Here is a 14,961-nt window from a genome sequence, read left to right on the forward strand (position 1 = left end):
CGATCTATAACTGTAACAAATCTGGGTTTAGGCGGAGGGATTAGATTTGCTAATAACTTGCTGCGAGTTTTGCTCGATCGCTTTGACTAACTGAGATACTTCCTCGGGAGTATTGACAGGTTTAGCTGGGGGAACGGCAGAGGGCCAAGCTTTGGCAAGGTCTTTGAGACTCGTTTCTATTGTCTTGTGTGCTTCGGGGTTTTCCTTTGCCATTTGGTCGGCTATCTTTTGATAAAGGTTGTTGGCATAGACGACAAAACCACGGGAGTCTTGGTACTCAATTGCAGCTGAAATTTTACCATTGGCGATCGCCGCTCCATATTCGGAGTTAGCAGCATCGAGTAATTCGTTGATGACTTGAAGGTTAAATGCGGCAGAGGAACGCTCGTTGTCTGGTAATGCCGCGATCGCGCCGTCTACCGCTTGCATAGAAGCTGAAAAGTCGGCTTGCACTTTATCGGACTTGGGCTGAGCTTTAATCAAATCTTGCAAGCCAATCAAAGTTGTCTTAAATTCTTTGACGTTGCGTTCGTTGAGCTGATCTTCCACATCCACGTAGATTTCTTCTACTGGGTGTCCGATGTGGGGTTCTGCTTGCTTCGGTAGCTGTTTGTCGAGTAATTCTTTTGCTACGATTAAGTGTCCTTTCATCAAGCCGAGTTTGGACATGTAGTCTACATCTTTAGCTTCCCCAGTCAGCACCGCATCTTCTACTGTCACCATGTCCTTAATTTTGTCGAATTGCTCTTGGGTAACGACGTTTTTAGAGACGAGTTCTTCGGGATTAGCGTAGGGGCGACTGGCTTGAATTTTATTAGACAAGGCAGGTACGCCCAACATGGCTTCAAATTTATCTAATTCTGAAAGGATGGCAGTATTGATGTTAATTTGCTCTTTTCCACCGTGTTGTTGATGGTTGGGTGCAGAGGCGCTTGTATTCGTTGCAGGGGCTGGAGAGGAGTTATTACTGGTATCTGGTGTTTGTTGAGTGCAACTAACAACGATCGCCAACATTGCGGCGCTGATACTGAGTAACAAGAACCGCGCGATCGCCCTAATTCTGCGATCGAAGCCTAGAAACCAAGAATCTTTTTCTTGTGCCACTCTCCGCCCGTTTGGTAATTTCCGCAGCATTTTCAGCCTTCCTTATTGAAAAGTGAGTTTCGGTGAAAATTATTGTCAACTGGTTTGACAAAATTTAGTAGTTATGCTTGGCTAATTACGTCAAAATAGCCCATGCATCCTGCTTCGGCGATCGCGTCTTGATGGGGGTGAAACATATACTTGCCCGTATAGGGGTAAGCAAATTCTAAAATGTGCCGTTCGGCTGTCCCCATCGTGATGACATCTGATTCGTGGCTGGGGTTGAGAGTCATGCCCGTGGGATAAACCTTGAAGAAGTTAGCGTGAATGTGAAATGTCACCGCCGGATCTAATTCGATCATGTTCAGCAAATAAAGCCGAATGAGCTGATTTTGGTAAACAGGTATCGGATGCATGTGGTAGTAATCCGGCAACCCATTAAAGGCATACAGCTCGTTGTGCTTATCTTCATCCACATCAAAGCCACCCATAACTAAAACCATTTCATCCGCTGGCGATCGTCCTTGAGGCGGATCGATGATAAACATACCGTACAATCCCTTACCGATGTGACGGGTCACAGGCTCGGCGTGACAGTGGTAGAGGTGAATGCCATATGGCTTTGCCTCAAATTCGTAAACTGTTGCCGCACCATGCCGAATCGGACGCACGCCATCTTCTTCTGTAGGATGAATGCCGTGAAAGTGCATTGAATGAGAATGCCCGCCTTGATTGAGAAAGACAACACGGATGAAATCGCCTTGTTTGGCGCGTAAAGTTGGTCCTGGGATGCGATTGTTAAAATTCCAGGTGTTAAAAACAACAGCGCGATTGAGTTGAATCGTCGTGTTTTGAGCTGTAATCCGAAATTCGCGAATATTTCTGCCGTTTTCTCTTTTCAGCGTGCCGTAGTCGAAATCTCTGAGAACGGTCATGGGTTGCAAACCGCGCTCGTCTGATGGATCGCTAGGTGGTATGGGTGGCACGCGCGCGGCGGAATGACTTCGAGATGCCAAGTGTAGCCCTACAGCAGCAGCACCGGCAGTTCCTGCACTTGCTAAACCCCATTTCAACAATTGGCGGCGGTTCCAAGTTTTTGATTTGCTCAGAAAAAATTTGTTCGGCATGATATCGCCAGCGTAGCGGCGGAATCTTTTGAGAAATATTCGCAGATAATTTTCTGACCCTCTAGTATAGTTTTAGAGAAAATTACTGTCAATAAAATAGTGAAAATTTTTGATACTTGAGATAGATGTATACTGACTTTTTGTAGAGTAAGGAAAGTCAGTTATCAGTGAAGAAAGGGAGCATCTTCCAAATTACAGTAGGGACGACTGTAGCTAAGTGGTGGTTCGAGGGCGTGTTCTAGTAAGAATTTGGCATCACCCATGACTCGTTCGGTTGTACCGTCGTAAACCACTTGACCCTGACTCAAAACCACGGTGCGATCGCATAAATCTAAAGCTAAGTCTAAGTCGTGGGTGGCAACGAGTTGAGTAATCGGCAGAGATTTGAGCAATTCGATCGATCGGCGGCGAGAACGAGGATCGAGTTGAGCTGAGGGTTCGTCTAGCACTAAAATCTGGGGTTGCATAGCCAAAACACCCGCGATCGCAATTCTTTTTTTCTCTCCTCCTGAGAGGTTCTCCGTACTGCGATGTCCGTACCATTCTGGATCGATGTTTACATGTGCCATCGCTTGCAAAACTCGTTTATGCAATTCTTCTCCCCGCAAACCCAAATTCATCGGACCAAAAGCTATATCTTCCCAAACTGTGGGCATAAATATTTGATCGTCAGGATTTTGAAATACTAGCCCGACAAAATTCCGAATTAATTGTAAATTTTCAGGCTGCACAACCCACTCTCCTACCATCACCCTCCCTTCTTGAGGCAGAATAATTCCGTTTAAGTGTAACTGTAATGTCGATTTTCCCGAACCATTCGCCCCAATTAAGGCAACTCGCTCGCCAGATGCGATCGCCAAATTCACTTTCCTGAGTGCCTGCGTACCATCAGGGTAGGCATAACTGAGATTTTCTACAAGGATCGGGTTGTGATGCATTTTAACTAGAGCCGAGAAGAGAGAGTCGCAACGCAGTTACCAAGTCGTAATTCGTAATTCGTAAGTCGTAATTCGTAAGTCACTGATAACTGATAACCGATCGCCAGTCACTTTCTAAATAAATAAACACTTTGTCCTGCTAGCATCACAATTAAAGTTAGCGCTAAAGCGACAATGTCGCGTCTTCCTGCTGAGGGGATTTTTTCAACTGGAAATGCTCCTCGATAACCGCGCGATAACATAGCATGATGAATTCGTTCGCCGCGATCGTAAGTACGAATGAATAGAGAACCAATCGTATTTCCAATAACTAATCGCTGCCAGTATCTATTAGTCATTAAGTTACGACAGGCTGCTGCTCGTCGCATCGCGTTGAATTCACCTATCAATACACCTAAATAGCGATACATAGAAGCAATAGTTGCGACGAGTAAAGGTGGAGTACGCAACTCTAATAACCCATTTAACAAAGCTGGCACTGATGTCGTTAAAGTCAGTAAATTTAACATCATGAGCGATAGCAACGCCTTCAGCGTGACGCTACCCAATACAGTTAATCCTGTAGTGGTGATTCGTAAAAATCCCCATGTCCAAATAACTTCGCCTCCATCCCGGAACAAAGTCCCGAGTAAAACTACACTTACAAAGGACAATTCCACGGCTATGCGTTTGAGCAGTACGGGTAAAGTAATGCGAGTGAGAAATAATAAGCTAATAACGGCTATGCCGTAAATTCCCCACGTCCACCAGTGTCCGTTGGGAGTCAAGACAATGGCAAAAACCATCAGTAAAACACACAAAATGCGAGTGCGTGGTGCAAGGGCGTGCCAAACAGTACTTTTGTGGCTATCAATATCTAGCTGAAATGCCCCAATATGTAATAGCGTCATTGGTCATTGGTTATTAGTCATTGGTCATTGGTCATTGTCATTTGTGAGTAGCTGGACTCTTTTCTAGCCACCAGCCACTGGTTCCACCAGCCACTAGTCACTGATAACTGACAACTGCTTACCGATCGCCTTCCTCGGAGGAGCTAGACTCACCACGGACAACTATTTTCCCGATTCCCCAGGCTAAGCCGAAAGTAGCTAGCGTACCGACTAAACCAGCTATGGGGGTTGCTATTCCTTCAGGAACTCCTCGCAGGGCATATTCATCGAAAATGGAGTAAAAAGGTAACTTGCTAGCTGGGGCATCCTCTGCGGCTTTGTCTTCAAATTTAAGGTCTTGGGAAACTCTGTCTAAGCCGTCGGGATCTTGACTGGCAAAGGGAGAGAGGAAAACGGCAACGATGAGGGCAATTCCCAATCCAGCGATCGCAAAAGCACGGTTACGCGATCGCGTCAAATTATTACTCATACGGTAGTCTCGCTAAAATCAGTTCCAAAGCTTTTCAAAATCGAGAGGGACACGAGATAAATGTCTGCTTTTGACTTTCGACTTTTGACTTTTGACTTTTTCCCTAGCTCCCAACTCCTATTCTGTTTCTTGGCGATACAGCCCGACGGGGTGGATCGTAAAACATATCGGGGCGAGTTCGCCAGATGAAGACAAGTGCTACAACTGTAATTGCGGCTTCACCAATCCCAATGAGGACGTGCCATGTTGCCATAGCTCCGATTGCGACTGCTAAGGGAACGGTTCCAGAGATAGCAAGTTGAATCGCGCAAATAATCGCGGCAATCATGACACTTGCCCAAGCCGCGATTGCTGCTCCTACAGCCATCCCTGATAATTTATTTCTACCAATGGCAAAGCGAATTGCTTTGTAAAGGTAGTAACCGGCAAACGTACCGATCAGACCCATATTGAAGATGTTGGCTCCTAATACTGTCAAGCCTCCATCTTGAAACACCACCGCTTGGACGATGAATACGACTGTCATCACTAGCGTTCCCGCCCAAGGACCTAAAAGCGCTCCTGCTAGAGTACCTCCCAGCAAATGACCGGATGTACCTCCTGGAATGGGAAAGTTGATCATCTGTGCGGCGAAAATAAATGCAGCGCAAACGCCCATTAGAGGCACTGCCTTTTCCTGGTAGTCTGCTTGCACGCGATTTAGAGATATAGCGATCAGGGCGATCGCCAGTATCCAGGTAACAGCAATTACGGGTAGGTTTAAAAAGCCATCTGGGATATGCAGCGCTAGATATGGCTGTATTGAATGATACAGCCAACCAGAAGAAAGAGCTTGCATCAATGGAACGATTGGCATAGCTTTATGCTTTATTCAGCAAACATAATCTTAATCAGCCTTTTAATCAAAACGATTTTGTATAAAAATTTCAATCCTATAGGGGGGCATACAAATCAAGCTTTAGATTATTTTTATAAGATGGAAAAAATGTCTAAATTTAAGCAGCTAAATGCTAATTGTGTGCATTCTCTATTTCTACACCTAAAGATAGAGAAGCGATCGCATTACCTACGAACGCGATCGCTTCAGTCAATTCTCAATAATTTTTGTTCTGGTTATCGGCAACAAACAACGATTTAAACTCAGTTGCCCACAGCTTTCTCAATGCAAATTTTCAACTTCTCTGCCAAAAGTTTAGATGCCATGATAGAAGTATGATTCCCTGGAATATTAAAAACTTCAACTCCATCTCTGGCAATGCTACTCCAACCTAACCTGGCATCTACTCGATGTCCTGGGGGAGTTTCTCCAGCTTTAAAGACAGTAATTTTTCCTGCATATGGCTGAGCATTGTAAGTCTTTTGGACTTTGCTATAAATCTCCTCTAAACTTCTCAGATTTGTTGATATAACATCATCCATTTCCTCAAGCTGAGTTGATGGCGTAAGGAATGCCCAGGAAGAACGCTGTAGAATATACTTACTGATTTGAGCTAACTTCTGTTCCAAAAAGCTAGGGGCTGAAAAATGTCCCGGATCTGAAAAAATAGGATCTGATTTCTGCATATGGACTTCTGAGAAAAAGGCAAGCTTCTTCTCTCGATCTAATGTCTCTGCTCTAGCTTTAGATTGAAGCAGAACTTTTCCAACTGCCCCTAAAACTGTCTGAAGCTCGCTCAATAAAATCTTAGGTTGCGATCGCGTTTTAAGCAAGTAAGCAGGCAGCATATGCTGCCGAAGATAATCAACAGAAGATAGGAATCGCGGTAAAGGAGGAAGTAATGTAATTGCATCTGGACCATAAGTGTCAAACAAAGCTAGCAAAATTACTTCTTGTCCCTGTTGGCGCAGCTGTTGCGCCATTTCAAGTGCAATATTGCCACCATTGGACAATCCTCCTAGCATATAGGGTCCTTCGGGTTGAACGGTTTGAATTTCACGAATGTAGTCAGCAGCAATACTCTCAAAACTCAAGTGTACGGGTCGATTTCCATCTAAACCCCTCGCTTGCAGTCCATATACAGGTTGGTCGGCTCCTAGATTTCGTGCGACATCACGATAAATCAACACATTGAAACCAGCACCATGTACGCAAAAAAGCGGTAGTTTCTTAAAGTCGCCAGCTTGAATAGTAACTAGAGGAGACCAAGAAACAGTTTCTTCAGCACGTTGAACAACATCAGCTAATTGGCAAATAGTTGGTGCTTGAAATAGAACGGATAGCGGTAAGTTTTTCCCAAATTGCTTTTCCATTTCAGCAAACAGTTTCACGGCTAAGAGAGAATGACCGCCTAACTCAAAAAAGTTGTCGTAAATGCCAATTTGCGGATGATTAAGAATTTCTGACCATACTGCGATCAGTTTCTTTTCTATCTCTGTGGTAGGAGCTACAAATTGTCTGTTGGAATTCTGTGTCGCAGCTAATTCGTCTTTTAAATTCTCATGAAATTGAGTACAATCGATTGTTTCAGGAAGTACGATATCGGCAATTTTCAGCTCTTGGTTTTCAGTTACGCTTTCTAGCAGCGCTTGCAGATTTTGAATAATTTGTTTGATGGTAGATGTTTCAAATAATGCTGATTTGTACTCCAGCTTTCCAAAAATAGCATCCTTGCCGCTATCTGTGATATCTAAGCTCAGCTCCATTCGAGTCAAACCTAGTTCCACTGGGAAATCTCGCACCTGAAGATCGGGTAGATCGAGATTTTGAGCCGTAGTACTATCTCTTAGCAGCAGCAAGATTTGAAATTGAGGAATACTTGCTAGAGATGCAGATAAGCGCTGGAAGGGTAAATCTTGATAGCTATAGGCATCAAGCGTTGTTTCTCGAACTTTTGTTAAAACTTCACTAAAGCTCAAATCGCTGGAAAAATTCGTTCGTAGAAGTAGATTGTTAGAAAAATTTCCCACTAGTTTCTCGACTTCTCTACGGTTGCGATTTGACATAAGCGTGCCGATGCTAATGTCGTTTTCTAACGTACAGCGATGTAAAATGAGCTGAAATAAAGCCACAAACGCCATGAAAGATGTAACGCCTTGCTGACGACATAACTCTCTTAATTTATCGGATAAAGTTGAGGAAAACTCAAATTTTTCACATCCTGCATCAAGTGTTGCAAATTGGCGACTTTGATAAATGGGCAATTTTAATTGTGTAGGTGCGCCGCTGAGTTGCTGTTTCCAGTAAGTAGTTTGCGGTTCAAATATTGCATCAGAAAACCATTGTCGTTGCCAAACTGCAAAGTCAGGATATTGGATATTTGGTTCTAGAAGAGAAGAGCGATCGCCAACTAAAATTGCTTTGTATAAAGTCGCTAACTCTTGTAGTAAGAATCTGAAGGACAATCCATCGGTAGCAAACTGGTGCGTCACCAACAATGCTAAAAACTCTTGTTCTCCAAGGCAAAATACTATAGCTCGAAAAAGTACATCTTGTGATAAGTCAAATGGTTGTCGTGCGATTGCTTCCGCCTGACTTGTAGCACGTTCTAACCTTTCTTCTTGAGAAAAATGACTGAGATCGATTATCTCCACCCAAGGTTTGAAGGTAGTCATCACTGTTTGAACTAGTTGGCGATCGCGTACCGTACACGTAGTTCGGAAAATCTCATTGCGCTCGATCAGAAGATGTACGCTTTTTTCAAAAACTTGTAAGTTAAGATTTCCAGAAATCTGAAAAGCTACAGGTACGTTATCAACAAATGTATCTGGAGAAAACTGGGCAATAGTCCAAATTCTTTCTTGAGAATAGGACAGTGGAATTAGCTCCGATCCCATTCGTTTTGGGATGGCAAACTGAGCCAAATCTTCACCTTGTTTTTTTAGTAGTAGTTCCAATAACTGACGTTGTTCTGTTGATAATTCGACTAAACTTTGAAAAATATTACGTTCTGTAATGAATGTTGCCATTGTTTTACCTAATTTAAACTGTTGTCGTGGGGTGAGCGTTGCCTGCTCGACGCTGAGATTTGAATATTTTTAAGTCATAATATATGGACGAATTCCATCAGCGATTTTTTGACTAGCTGCGTCGGCTGTAATTAATTCAATCTGCTCTGAATTAGCAGCTCCTAAGCCTAATTCTATAGCTCTACGAATTTGTTCTAAATTCCAAATTGAGCCTTGAGCTACTTCTGGTGTTGTACCGAGCGATCGCAATATTCCTAAAGCAACGACATCAACTGCAACCCGATCTGTGCCAGCTAAAATCACATTTGCAGCGACTTTATCGCCAGCTTCAGGTCCACCTTTGACAAAGGCTTCGACTCCATCCATTAAGACAAGACTTGGTTGGTAAACAGAGTTAATTTCTGCAATCATCAACTGCATATACTTTGATGTATGCAAATCGTTCATATAGTTGAAGCGATCGCCAGGAACGTACTTTGCTACCATACCCACAGTATTTTTAAGCGAAAGAGTATAGCGAGCGCCACCGTGAGTTTTCAGACAACACATATTCACAACTGCTTCTGCATCCAAAATCGGACGAGCAAAGGCAAAACCTTGTTGCCAGTGAGTTCCCTCAGCAGAGAAATACTGCCAATCTTTAATACTCAACTCGTCTAAGACAATTGCATTAAGTCCGTAGCGATCTGCTAATTTAAACACTCCCTTAGCTTCCATCGCTTGCCGCGTCTGCGCCATACCAGAGCGATCGCCGATACTAATTTGTCCTGCTCCAGCATTTTGTAATTCTTGTATTAGAGCTTCTAGCATTTTGGTATCTGTTGCGGCTGGAGCGGGATCGGCAGTGTTGTAGTTGGGTTTGAGGAAAATGCGCTTTCCTTTTATACCATCTGGTTGCAACAGATCGAGAGCGCGGCGTGTTCCGTTGACTCGATCTTCGCTATATACGAGTACGACTTTACCAATTTCATTTGATAGTGATAACGGTGCAACTTTCTTCGCATCTGCATACTTAGCTTTAGTAGCTTTTAACGAAGTTTTGACGGCATAAAAAGTAGGAGGAAATATTGCTGCTCCAACTGCTAGTCCAGTCAGTTGCAGAATACTGCGCCTCTTATGCTTGAGGTTAGGAAATTTATATGACATAATTTTCTTGACTAAAAATCAAATTTGTAACGTAAGGTAGCGATTGCTTAAAGCTCGATCGCCAGTGGTAGGCTAACTTTACTAATGCTTCAAATAATAGTAGATATATTTCAGGGAGAAAGGCTGAATTGATTGTAGTTGAAACTACAAATACTTATGGAATATCCAGTATATTGCAAGCAAATAATACTCAGCGAATGGTCAAAAATGGTATAAAGAAAAAGCCACTTTATTAAAATTTAACGCAAATCATTCAATCTTGTGTTTTAGCTTCATAAAATATTAGTTTTTATAAGTTATTTATTGATTGTGGATTATACTTTAAAGATTCTGGCTTATTAATTGATAGAGAGTCAAGTCATATTAAACCATTCCTGAAAGTGGTAGTAATTGATAAAGCTCTCTGTAGAAATACTGATGTTATTAACACTGGTTATTGCCGTCCGTTTTTGATGATTCCTACTAAGTGAATGTTCGATTGTAATTTTCACTGAGTTGTTTTGCGCTTCCAAAGTGTAAAGTGTGGATGAATACTAAAACTATATTCAATCGTATTCTAAACAAAATAGCAGTTTTTAAAAACTGTGGAATTGCTTACCAAGTGCTGTTTGCAATCTTCAGGCAACAGGGTATGTGGCTTGGCGGCTCGTATGAGTAATAACTCAGTGAGTACAGTAACTTAGATGATTCAGTCGATCGCGTATATTAGGAAATAATTATGTCTAGTTTCTCTTGTTTTGTTGTAGGTAATGGTGTCCTTGCAGTAAAGTGCTTAGAAATTTTATTAAAAACAGAACATAAAGTCCTTGGAGTTTATTCAGCAGATAACTCGCTAGTTAAGTTTGCAGAGGAACTTGGCATTCCTCATGCTCCTTCTCTACCTACCTTTGAAGATCGGCTACTTAGTACTGAGTACGACTACCTTTTTAGTATTAACAACGTCTGGTGGATCGTACCACCAAACGTCATTACCCAGGCACGAAAGGCAACAATCAACTTTCACGATTCACTTTTACCAAAGTATGCGGGGTTATATGCAACATCTTGGGCGTTGCTTCATGGCGAACGGCAACACGGTATCACCTGGCATGAAGTTATCTCTGACATTGACGCTGGACGCATTCTCAAACAGCAAATAGTACCTATTGAACCCACTGATACAGCATTCGATCTCAATGCTCGCTGCTTGGATGCCGCGATCGCAACCTTTGACGAATTCATAGAGGAACTGGCAACCGATCGGTTAAAGCCATTGCCACAGGATCGATCGCAACAGAGTTATTTTGGTTCTAGCGATCGCCCAGCAGCAGCTTGCGTTTTGGCGTTTGACACGAGCAGTAAAGAGCTTTGTAATTTAGTGCGGGCATTAGATTTTGGTCCAATCCGCAATCCACTAGGCTTACCCAAACTCTGTTTACCAGATGGAGTCGTTGCTGTGGGAGCTGCTGATGCAGTAGTAACCTCCCACGCAAGTGTGGGGCAGGTGTTAGAACTCGATACAGATGGAATTTGCATTGCCACTAGGGATGGTGCAGTACGGCTGAGCCGTCTGACATCACTTGAGGGAAAACCCCTCACGTTAGAAAACTTGCAGCAATCTTACGGCGTGCGTGTTGGCGTTATTTTGCCCGAACTCAATGCCGAACTGAGAGATGCGATCGGTCAGCGTAATGCGGCGATCGCTCGTCACGAACGGTCGTGGGTCAAGCAACTGGCACAAATGACTCCGTTTCAACATCCCTATTTACAGGTTGGAGCGCTGAATACGTCGTCCGATCGTTTGCGCCGATACCCGATTTTGCTGCCAGCCAAACGGGTAGAACCGCGATCGCTACTAACCATGTTCGCAGCTTATTGCACGCGATTGGCAACAGAGTCAGAGTTTGACTTGGGGCTGCAAACCGCAGCACAGCGCAGTATTGCCCCAGAAATTTTTGCTCAACAAGTGCCGATTCGCGTTCAGTCTGTTGCTGAGGAACCATTTACCGATTTTCAGAAACGCTTTGAAGCAGAATTAGATCGTGCGTCTCGTCTAGGTAGTTACACCTTAGATATCTTTGCCCGCCATTCAGAATTACAGCAGCTTTCCCAAGATGCCCTCCAAGTAACAATTGTTCTTGTGGAGAACCCCAATCGACTGGAATGGGCTGATTTAGGAGCAACAATTGCCCTGGTTGCCTATGAAGATGGCAGCTTGCCGGAATTGATTCACGCTGGAGCGATCGATGAAGTAAATAGTGCGGCGATCGCCCAGCAACTTCGGAGTCTGATCGATGCCTGTGTCGAACATCCCGAACAATTACTGCACCAACTCCCCTTACTCTCCGCTACAGAACTACACCAAATTGTGGTGGAGTGGAACCAAACAGTAAAACCATACTCTAGAGATTGCTGCATCCATCAGTTGTTCGAGCAGCAAGTCACCCTCCATCCCGACGCGATCGCCGTTGCTTTTGAGGAGCAACAGTTAACCTACGGAGAGTTGAATGCCAAAGCCAATCAACTAGCTCGTTATTTACAACAACAAGGCGTAGGTCCCGACGTTTTAGTAGGGTTGCACGTAGAGCGATCGCTCTTAATGATGGTAGCGTTGCTGGGAATTCACAAGGCAGGCGGTGCTTACGTTCCTCTCGATCCAGAATTTCCACGGGATCGGCTCGGCTTCATGTTGCAAGACTCTCAAGCTCCGGTTATTGTCACCCAGCAACAATTAATGAGCAATTTGGTTGTCGAGCCTGGTGTCAGTGTTATCCCCATCGATACGATGTGGGACGAGATCGAGCAACAGGCGATCGCCAATCCTAATAGTGGAGTCAAGCCGGAAAACCTGAGCTACGCGATCTATACCTCTGGTTCTACAGGTAAGCCCAAGGGTGTGATGGTAGAACACCGTAACGCAGTCAATTTCTTTACGGGGATGGATGGAGTTATCGAGCATAATCCTCCTGGAGTCTGGTTAGCGGTCACGAGTTTGTCCTTTGATATTTCCGTGTTAGAGCTATTTTGGACGTTGGCACGGGGGTTTAAGGTCGTCATTTACAATGCCAAGAAAGAGCGTACCGCTGCCAAGCCGTCATCGCTCCAGAATACAAACAAGGCGATCGATTTCAGTCTGTTTTATTTCTCTAGCTACGAAAATGGTGGGGATACTGCCGCTAAATACCGTCTATTGACTGAAGGCGCTAAGTTTGGCGATACGAACGGATTTAAAGCAGTCTGGACTCCAGAACGGCACTTCCATGCCTTCGGGGGGCTATTTCCCAACCCTGCCGTTACCAGTGCAGCGATCGCGGCAACGACGAAACAGATTCAGATTCGGGCAGGTAGCTGTGTTTCTCCACTGCATAGCTCGGTACGAATTGCCGAAGATTGGTCTATTGTGGATAATTTGTCAGGCGGTCGGGTGGGGATTTCCTTCGCTGCTGGCTGGCAACCAAATGATTTTGTCCTGCGCCCGGAAACCTTTGAGAATCGTAAGGACATTATGTTCCAGCAGATTGAGGAGGTGCGATCGCTCTGGCGTGGGGAATCTGTAACTTATCCGAATGGAAAAGGTGAAGCCGTAGCCGTTCAAACGTTGCCACGCCCGATTCAACCCGAACTTCCAGTCTGGATTACTGCCGCAGGCAATCCAGAAACATTTCGCATGGCAGGTGCTAAAGGTTTTCACCTTCTGACTCACTTATTGGGGCAGAGCCTAGAAGAATTAGCAGAAAAAATTGCCCTTTACCGACAAGCGTGGGTAGAAAACGGACATTCCGGTCAGGGGACTGTAACCTTGATGCTCCATACCTTTGTAGGTCAGAGCGATGATGCCGTCCGCGAAATTGTGCGTCAACCGATGCGGCAATATCTCGCCACTTCTCTCGATTTAATCAAGCAAGCTGCATGGGCTTTTCCCACTTTCAAGCAGAAAACCACGAACGACAAAGGACAATTTGCTATATCCCACTTATCCGAGCGAGATATGGATGAGGTGCTGGATTTTTCCTTTGAACGCTACTTTGAAACCAGTGGTTTGTTCGGGACTGTAGAAACTTGTTTGCAGATAGTCGATCGCATCAAAGGCATTGATGTGGATGAAATTGCTTGTTTGATTGACTACGGCATCGACACCGATCTAGTCTTGTCCCAACTGCCACTACTCGCTCGCGTCAAGGCGCAGTCCAATCTGCCTATGACTGAAGTTGCAACACAGAATAATTCTGTGGCAGGACTGATCGAGTGTCATCAAGTGACACACCTGCAATGCACTCCATCAATGGCAGGTTTGTTGATTGCCGATACCGCTACCCGCGCCGCTATGAAACAGTTACGTCAGATGATGGTTGGCGGCGAAGCTTTGACCGAAGCCTTGGCGCTCCAACTCCAGCAGATCGTGGCGGGACAAGTTCACAATATGTACGGTCCTACAGAAACTGCCATTTGGTCGGCAACTCATACGCTGACGCAAGTAAATGGAATCGTTCCCGTCGGTCGTCCGATCGCTAACACTGAGCTGTATATTTTAGATCGGAACGGACAACCCGTTCCCGTGGGAGTTGCAGGCGAACTGCTGATTGGGGGCGAAGGTGTGACTCGCGGTTATCTGAATCGACCGGAGTTAACTCAAGAGCGGTTTATTCCCCATCCTTTGAGCCAAAATCCGGCAGACCGTCTCTACCGCACAGGAGATTTGGTACGCTACCGCAGAGATGGCAATGTAGAATTCCTCGGTCGTATCGACTTTCAAGTGAAAGTGCGGGGCTATCGCATCGAATTAGGCGAAATTGAGACAATTTTAAGTCGTCACGAGGCAGTTCGAGAAGCAGCGATCGTGGTTCGCGAAGATGTACCGGGTGACAAGCGCCTAGTTGCCTACGTGTTACCACAGCCAGGACAACAGCCTGCTAACTCACAGTTGCGAGAATACTTACTCGCTCGATTGCCCGAATACATGGTTCCCTCCAACTTTGTCGTGCTAGAGGCTTTTCCCCTCACGCCAAACAATAAGGTCGATCGCAAGGCACTGCCTGCGCCGACGACGGTGCAGTTGGATAGGGCGATCGAGCAGACAGCATCTCAAAACCAGGTCGAGCAAACCCTAATGGCGATTTGGCAAAACTTACTTCAGGTGTCTGAAATTGGTACGGGAGATAACTTCTTCAGTTTGGGAGGAAACTCCTTGATCGCCGTGTCATTGATGGGAACGATCCGCTCGACGTTTAGCGTTGACTTACCGCTAATTAATTTATTTCAATTTCCGACTGTCGGTGGTATGGCTCGACAGATCGAACAAGCTCAAGCTATGCAAGTCAATCTAGATGACATGGAAGACACGATCGCGTATTTGGCGCAATTGTCTGATGAAGAAGTGATGGCGCTGCTGAAATAACAATGCTGGCGATCGCCCTCTCAAAGAG

9 protein-coding genes are annotated in these 14,961 nt (G+C 44.8%); 1 reads left to right on the forward strand and 8 read right to left on the reverse strand.

What is annotated here, in order from left to right; translation table 11 throughout:
- Window positions 1–27: 27 nt before the first annotated feature.
- From CHRO_RS09450 to CHRO_RS09485, 8 genes are all read right to left on the reverse strand, one after another.
- Entirely contained in the window at window positions 28–1,134 is a 1,107-nt protein-coding gene (locus CHRO_RS09450) for a ComEA family DNA-binding protein (protein WP_015153975.1), read from the reverse strand.
- A gap of 71 nt (window positions 1,135–1,205) precedes the next feature.
- A complete protein-coding gene (locus CHRO_RS09455; RefSeq protein WP_015153976.1) occupies window positions 1,206–2,210 on the reverse strand; it encodes a multicopper oxidase domain-containing protein in 1,005 nt (334 codons plus the stop codon).
- A gap of 164 nt (window positions 2,211–2,374) precedes the next feature.
- The gene (locus CHRO_RS09460; RefSeq protein ID WP_015153977.1) at window positions 2,375–3,148 is read right to left on the reverse strand and encodes an energy-coupling factor ABC transporter ATP-binding protein; all 774 of its coding nucleotides are present in this window, start codon (window positions 3,146–3,148) and stop codon (window positions 2,375–2,377) included.
- 107 nt (window positions 3,149–3,255) lie between these two features.
- Complete coding sequence (cbiQ, locus tag CHRO_RS09465; protein WP_015153978.1) at window positions 3,256–4,038, reverse strand: cobalt ECF transporter T component CbiQ; 783 nt, start codon at window positions 4,036–4,038, stop codon at window positions 3,256–3,258.
- A 118-nt stretch (window positions 4,039–4,156) separates the two neighbouring features.
- Window positions 4,157–4,507 (reverse strand): PDGLE domain-containing protein, encoded by a 351-nt coding sequence (locus tag CHRO_RS09470; protein ID WP_015153979.1) that lies wholly within the window; start codon window positions 4,505–4,507, stop codon window positions 4,157–4,159.
- A 103-nt stretch (window positions 4,508–4,610) separates the two neighbouring features.
- Window positions 4,611–5,363, reverse strand: a complete 753-nt coding sequence (cbiM, locus tag CHRO_RS09475; protein WP_015153980.1) for a cobalt transporter CbiM — start codon at window positions 5,361–5,363, stop codon at window positions 4,611–4,613.
- A gap of 284 nt (window positions 5,364–5,647) precedes the next feature.
- Entirely contained in the window at window positions 5,648–8,413 is a 2,766-nt protein-coding gene (locus tag CHRO_RS09480) for a condensation domain-containing protein (protein ID WP_015153981.1), read from the reverse strand.
- Between the two features lie 69 nt (window positions 8,414–8,482).
- On the reverse strand, window positions 8,483–9,559 hold the full coding sequence (locus CHRO_RS09485; protein WP_015153982.1) for a DUF362 domain-containing protein: 1,077 nt from the start codon (window positions 9,557–9,559) through the stop codon (window positions 8,483–8,485).
- A 718-nt stretch (window positions 9,560–10,277) separates the two neighbouring features.
- Here CHRO_RS09485 and CHRO_RS09490 point away from each other — a divergent pair.
- Window positions 10,278–14,933, forward strand: coding sequence for a MupA/Atu3671 family FMN-dependent luciferase-like monooxygenase (locus CHRO_RS09490; RefSeq protein WP_015153983.1), 4,656 nt, complete (start codon window positions 10,278–10,280; stop codon window positions 14,931–14,933).
- Window positions 14,934–14,961: the final 28 nt, after the last annotated feature.

This window comes from Chroococcidiopsis thermalis PCC 7203, assembly GCF_000317125.1.
In the GTDB taxonomy this organism is placed as follows: domain Bacteria; phylum Cyanobacteriota; class Cyanobacteriia; order Cyanobacteriales; family Chroococcidiopsidaceae; genus Chroococcidiopsis; species Chroococcidiopsis thermalis.

Coding starts and splice junctions, on each gene's coding strand:
- CHRO_RS09450 (WP_015153975.1), bottom strand. CDS start 1,134: ATGCTGCGGAAATTACCAAACGGGCGGAGAGTGGCACAAGAAAAAGAT.
- CHRO_RS09455 (WP_015153976.1), bottom strand. CDS start 2,210: ATGCCGAACAAATTTTTTCTGAGCAAATCAAAAACTTGGAACCGCCGC.
- CHRO_RS09460 (WP_015153977.1), bottom strand. CDS start 3,148: ATGCATCACAACCCGATCCTTGTAGAAAATCTCAGTTATGCCTACCCT.
- cbiQ (WP_015153978.1), bottom strand. CDS start 4,038: ATGACGCTATTACATATTGGGGCATTTCAGCTAGATATTGATAGCCAC.
- CHRO_RS09470 (WP_015153979.1), bottom strand. CDS start 4,507: ATGAGTAATAATTTGACGCGATCGCGTAACCGTGCTTTTGCGATCGCT.
- cbiM (WP_015153980.1), bottom strand. CDS start 5,363: ATGCCAATCGTTCCATTGATGCAAGCTCTTTCTTCTGGTTGGCTGTAT.
- CHRO_RS09480 (WP_015153981.1), bottom strand. CDS start 8,413: ATGGCAACATTCATTACAGAACGTAATATTTTTCAAAGTTTAGTCGAA.
- CHRO_RS09485 (WP_015153982.1), bottom strand. CDS start 9,559: ATGTCATATAAATTTCCTAACCTCAAGCATAAGAGGCGCAGTATTCTG.
- CHRO_RS09490 (WP_015153983.1), top strand. CDS start 10,278: ATGTCTAGTTTCTCTTGTTTTGTTGTAGGTAATGGTGTCCTTGCAGTA.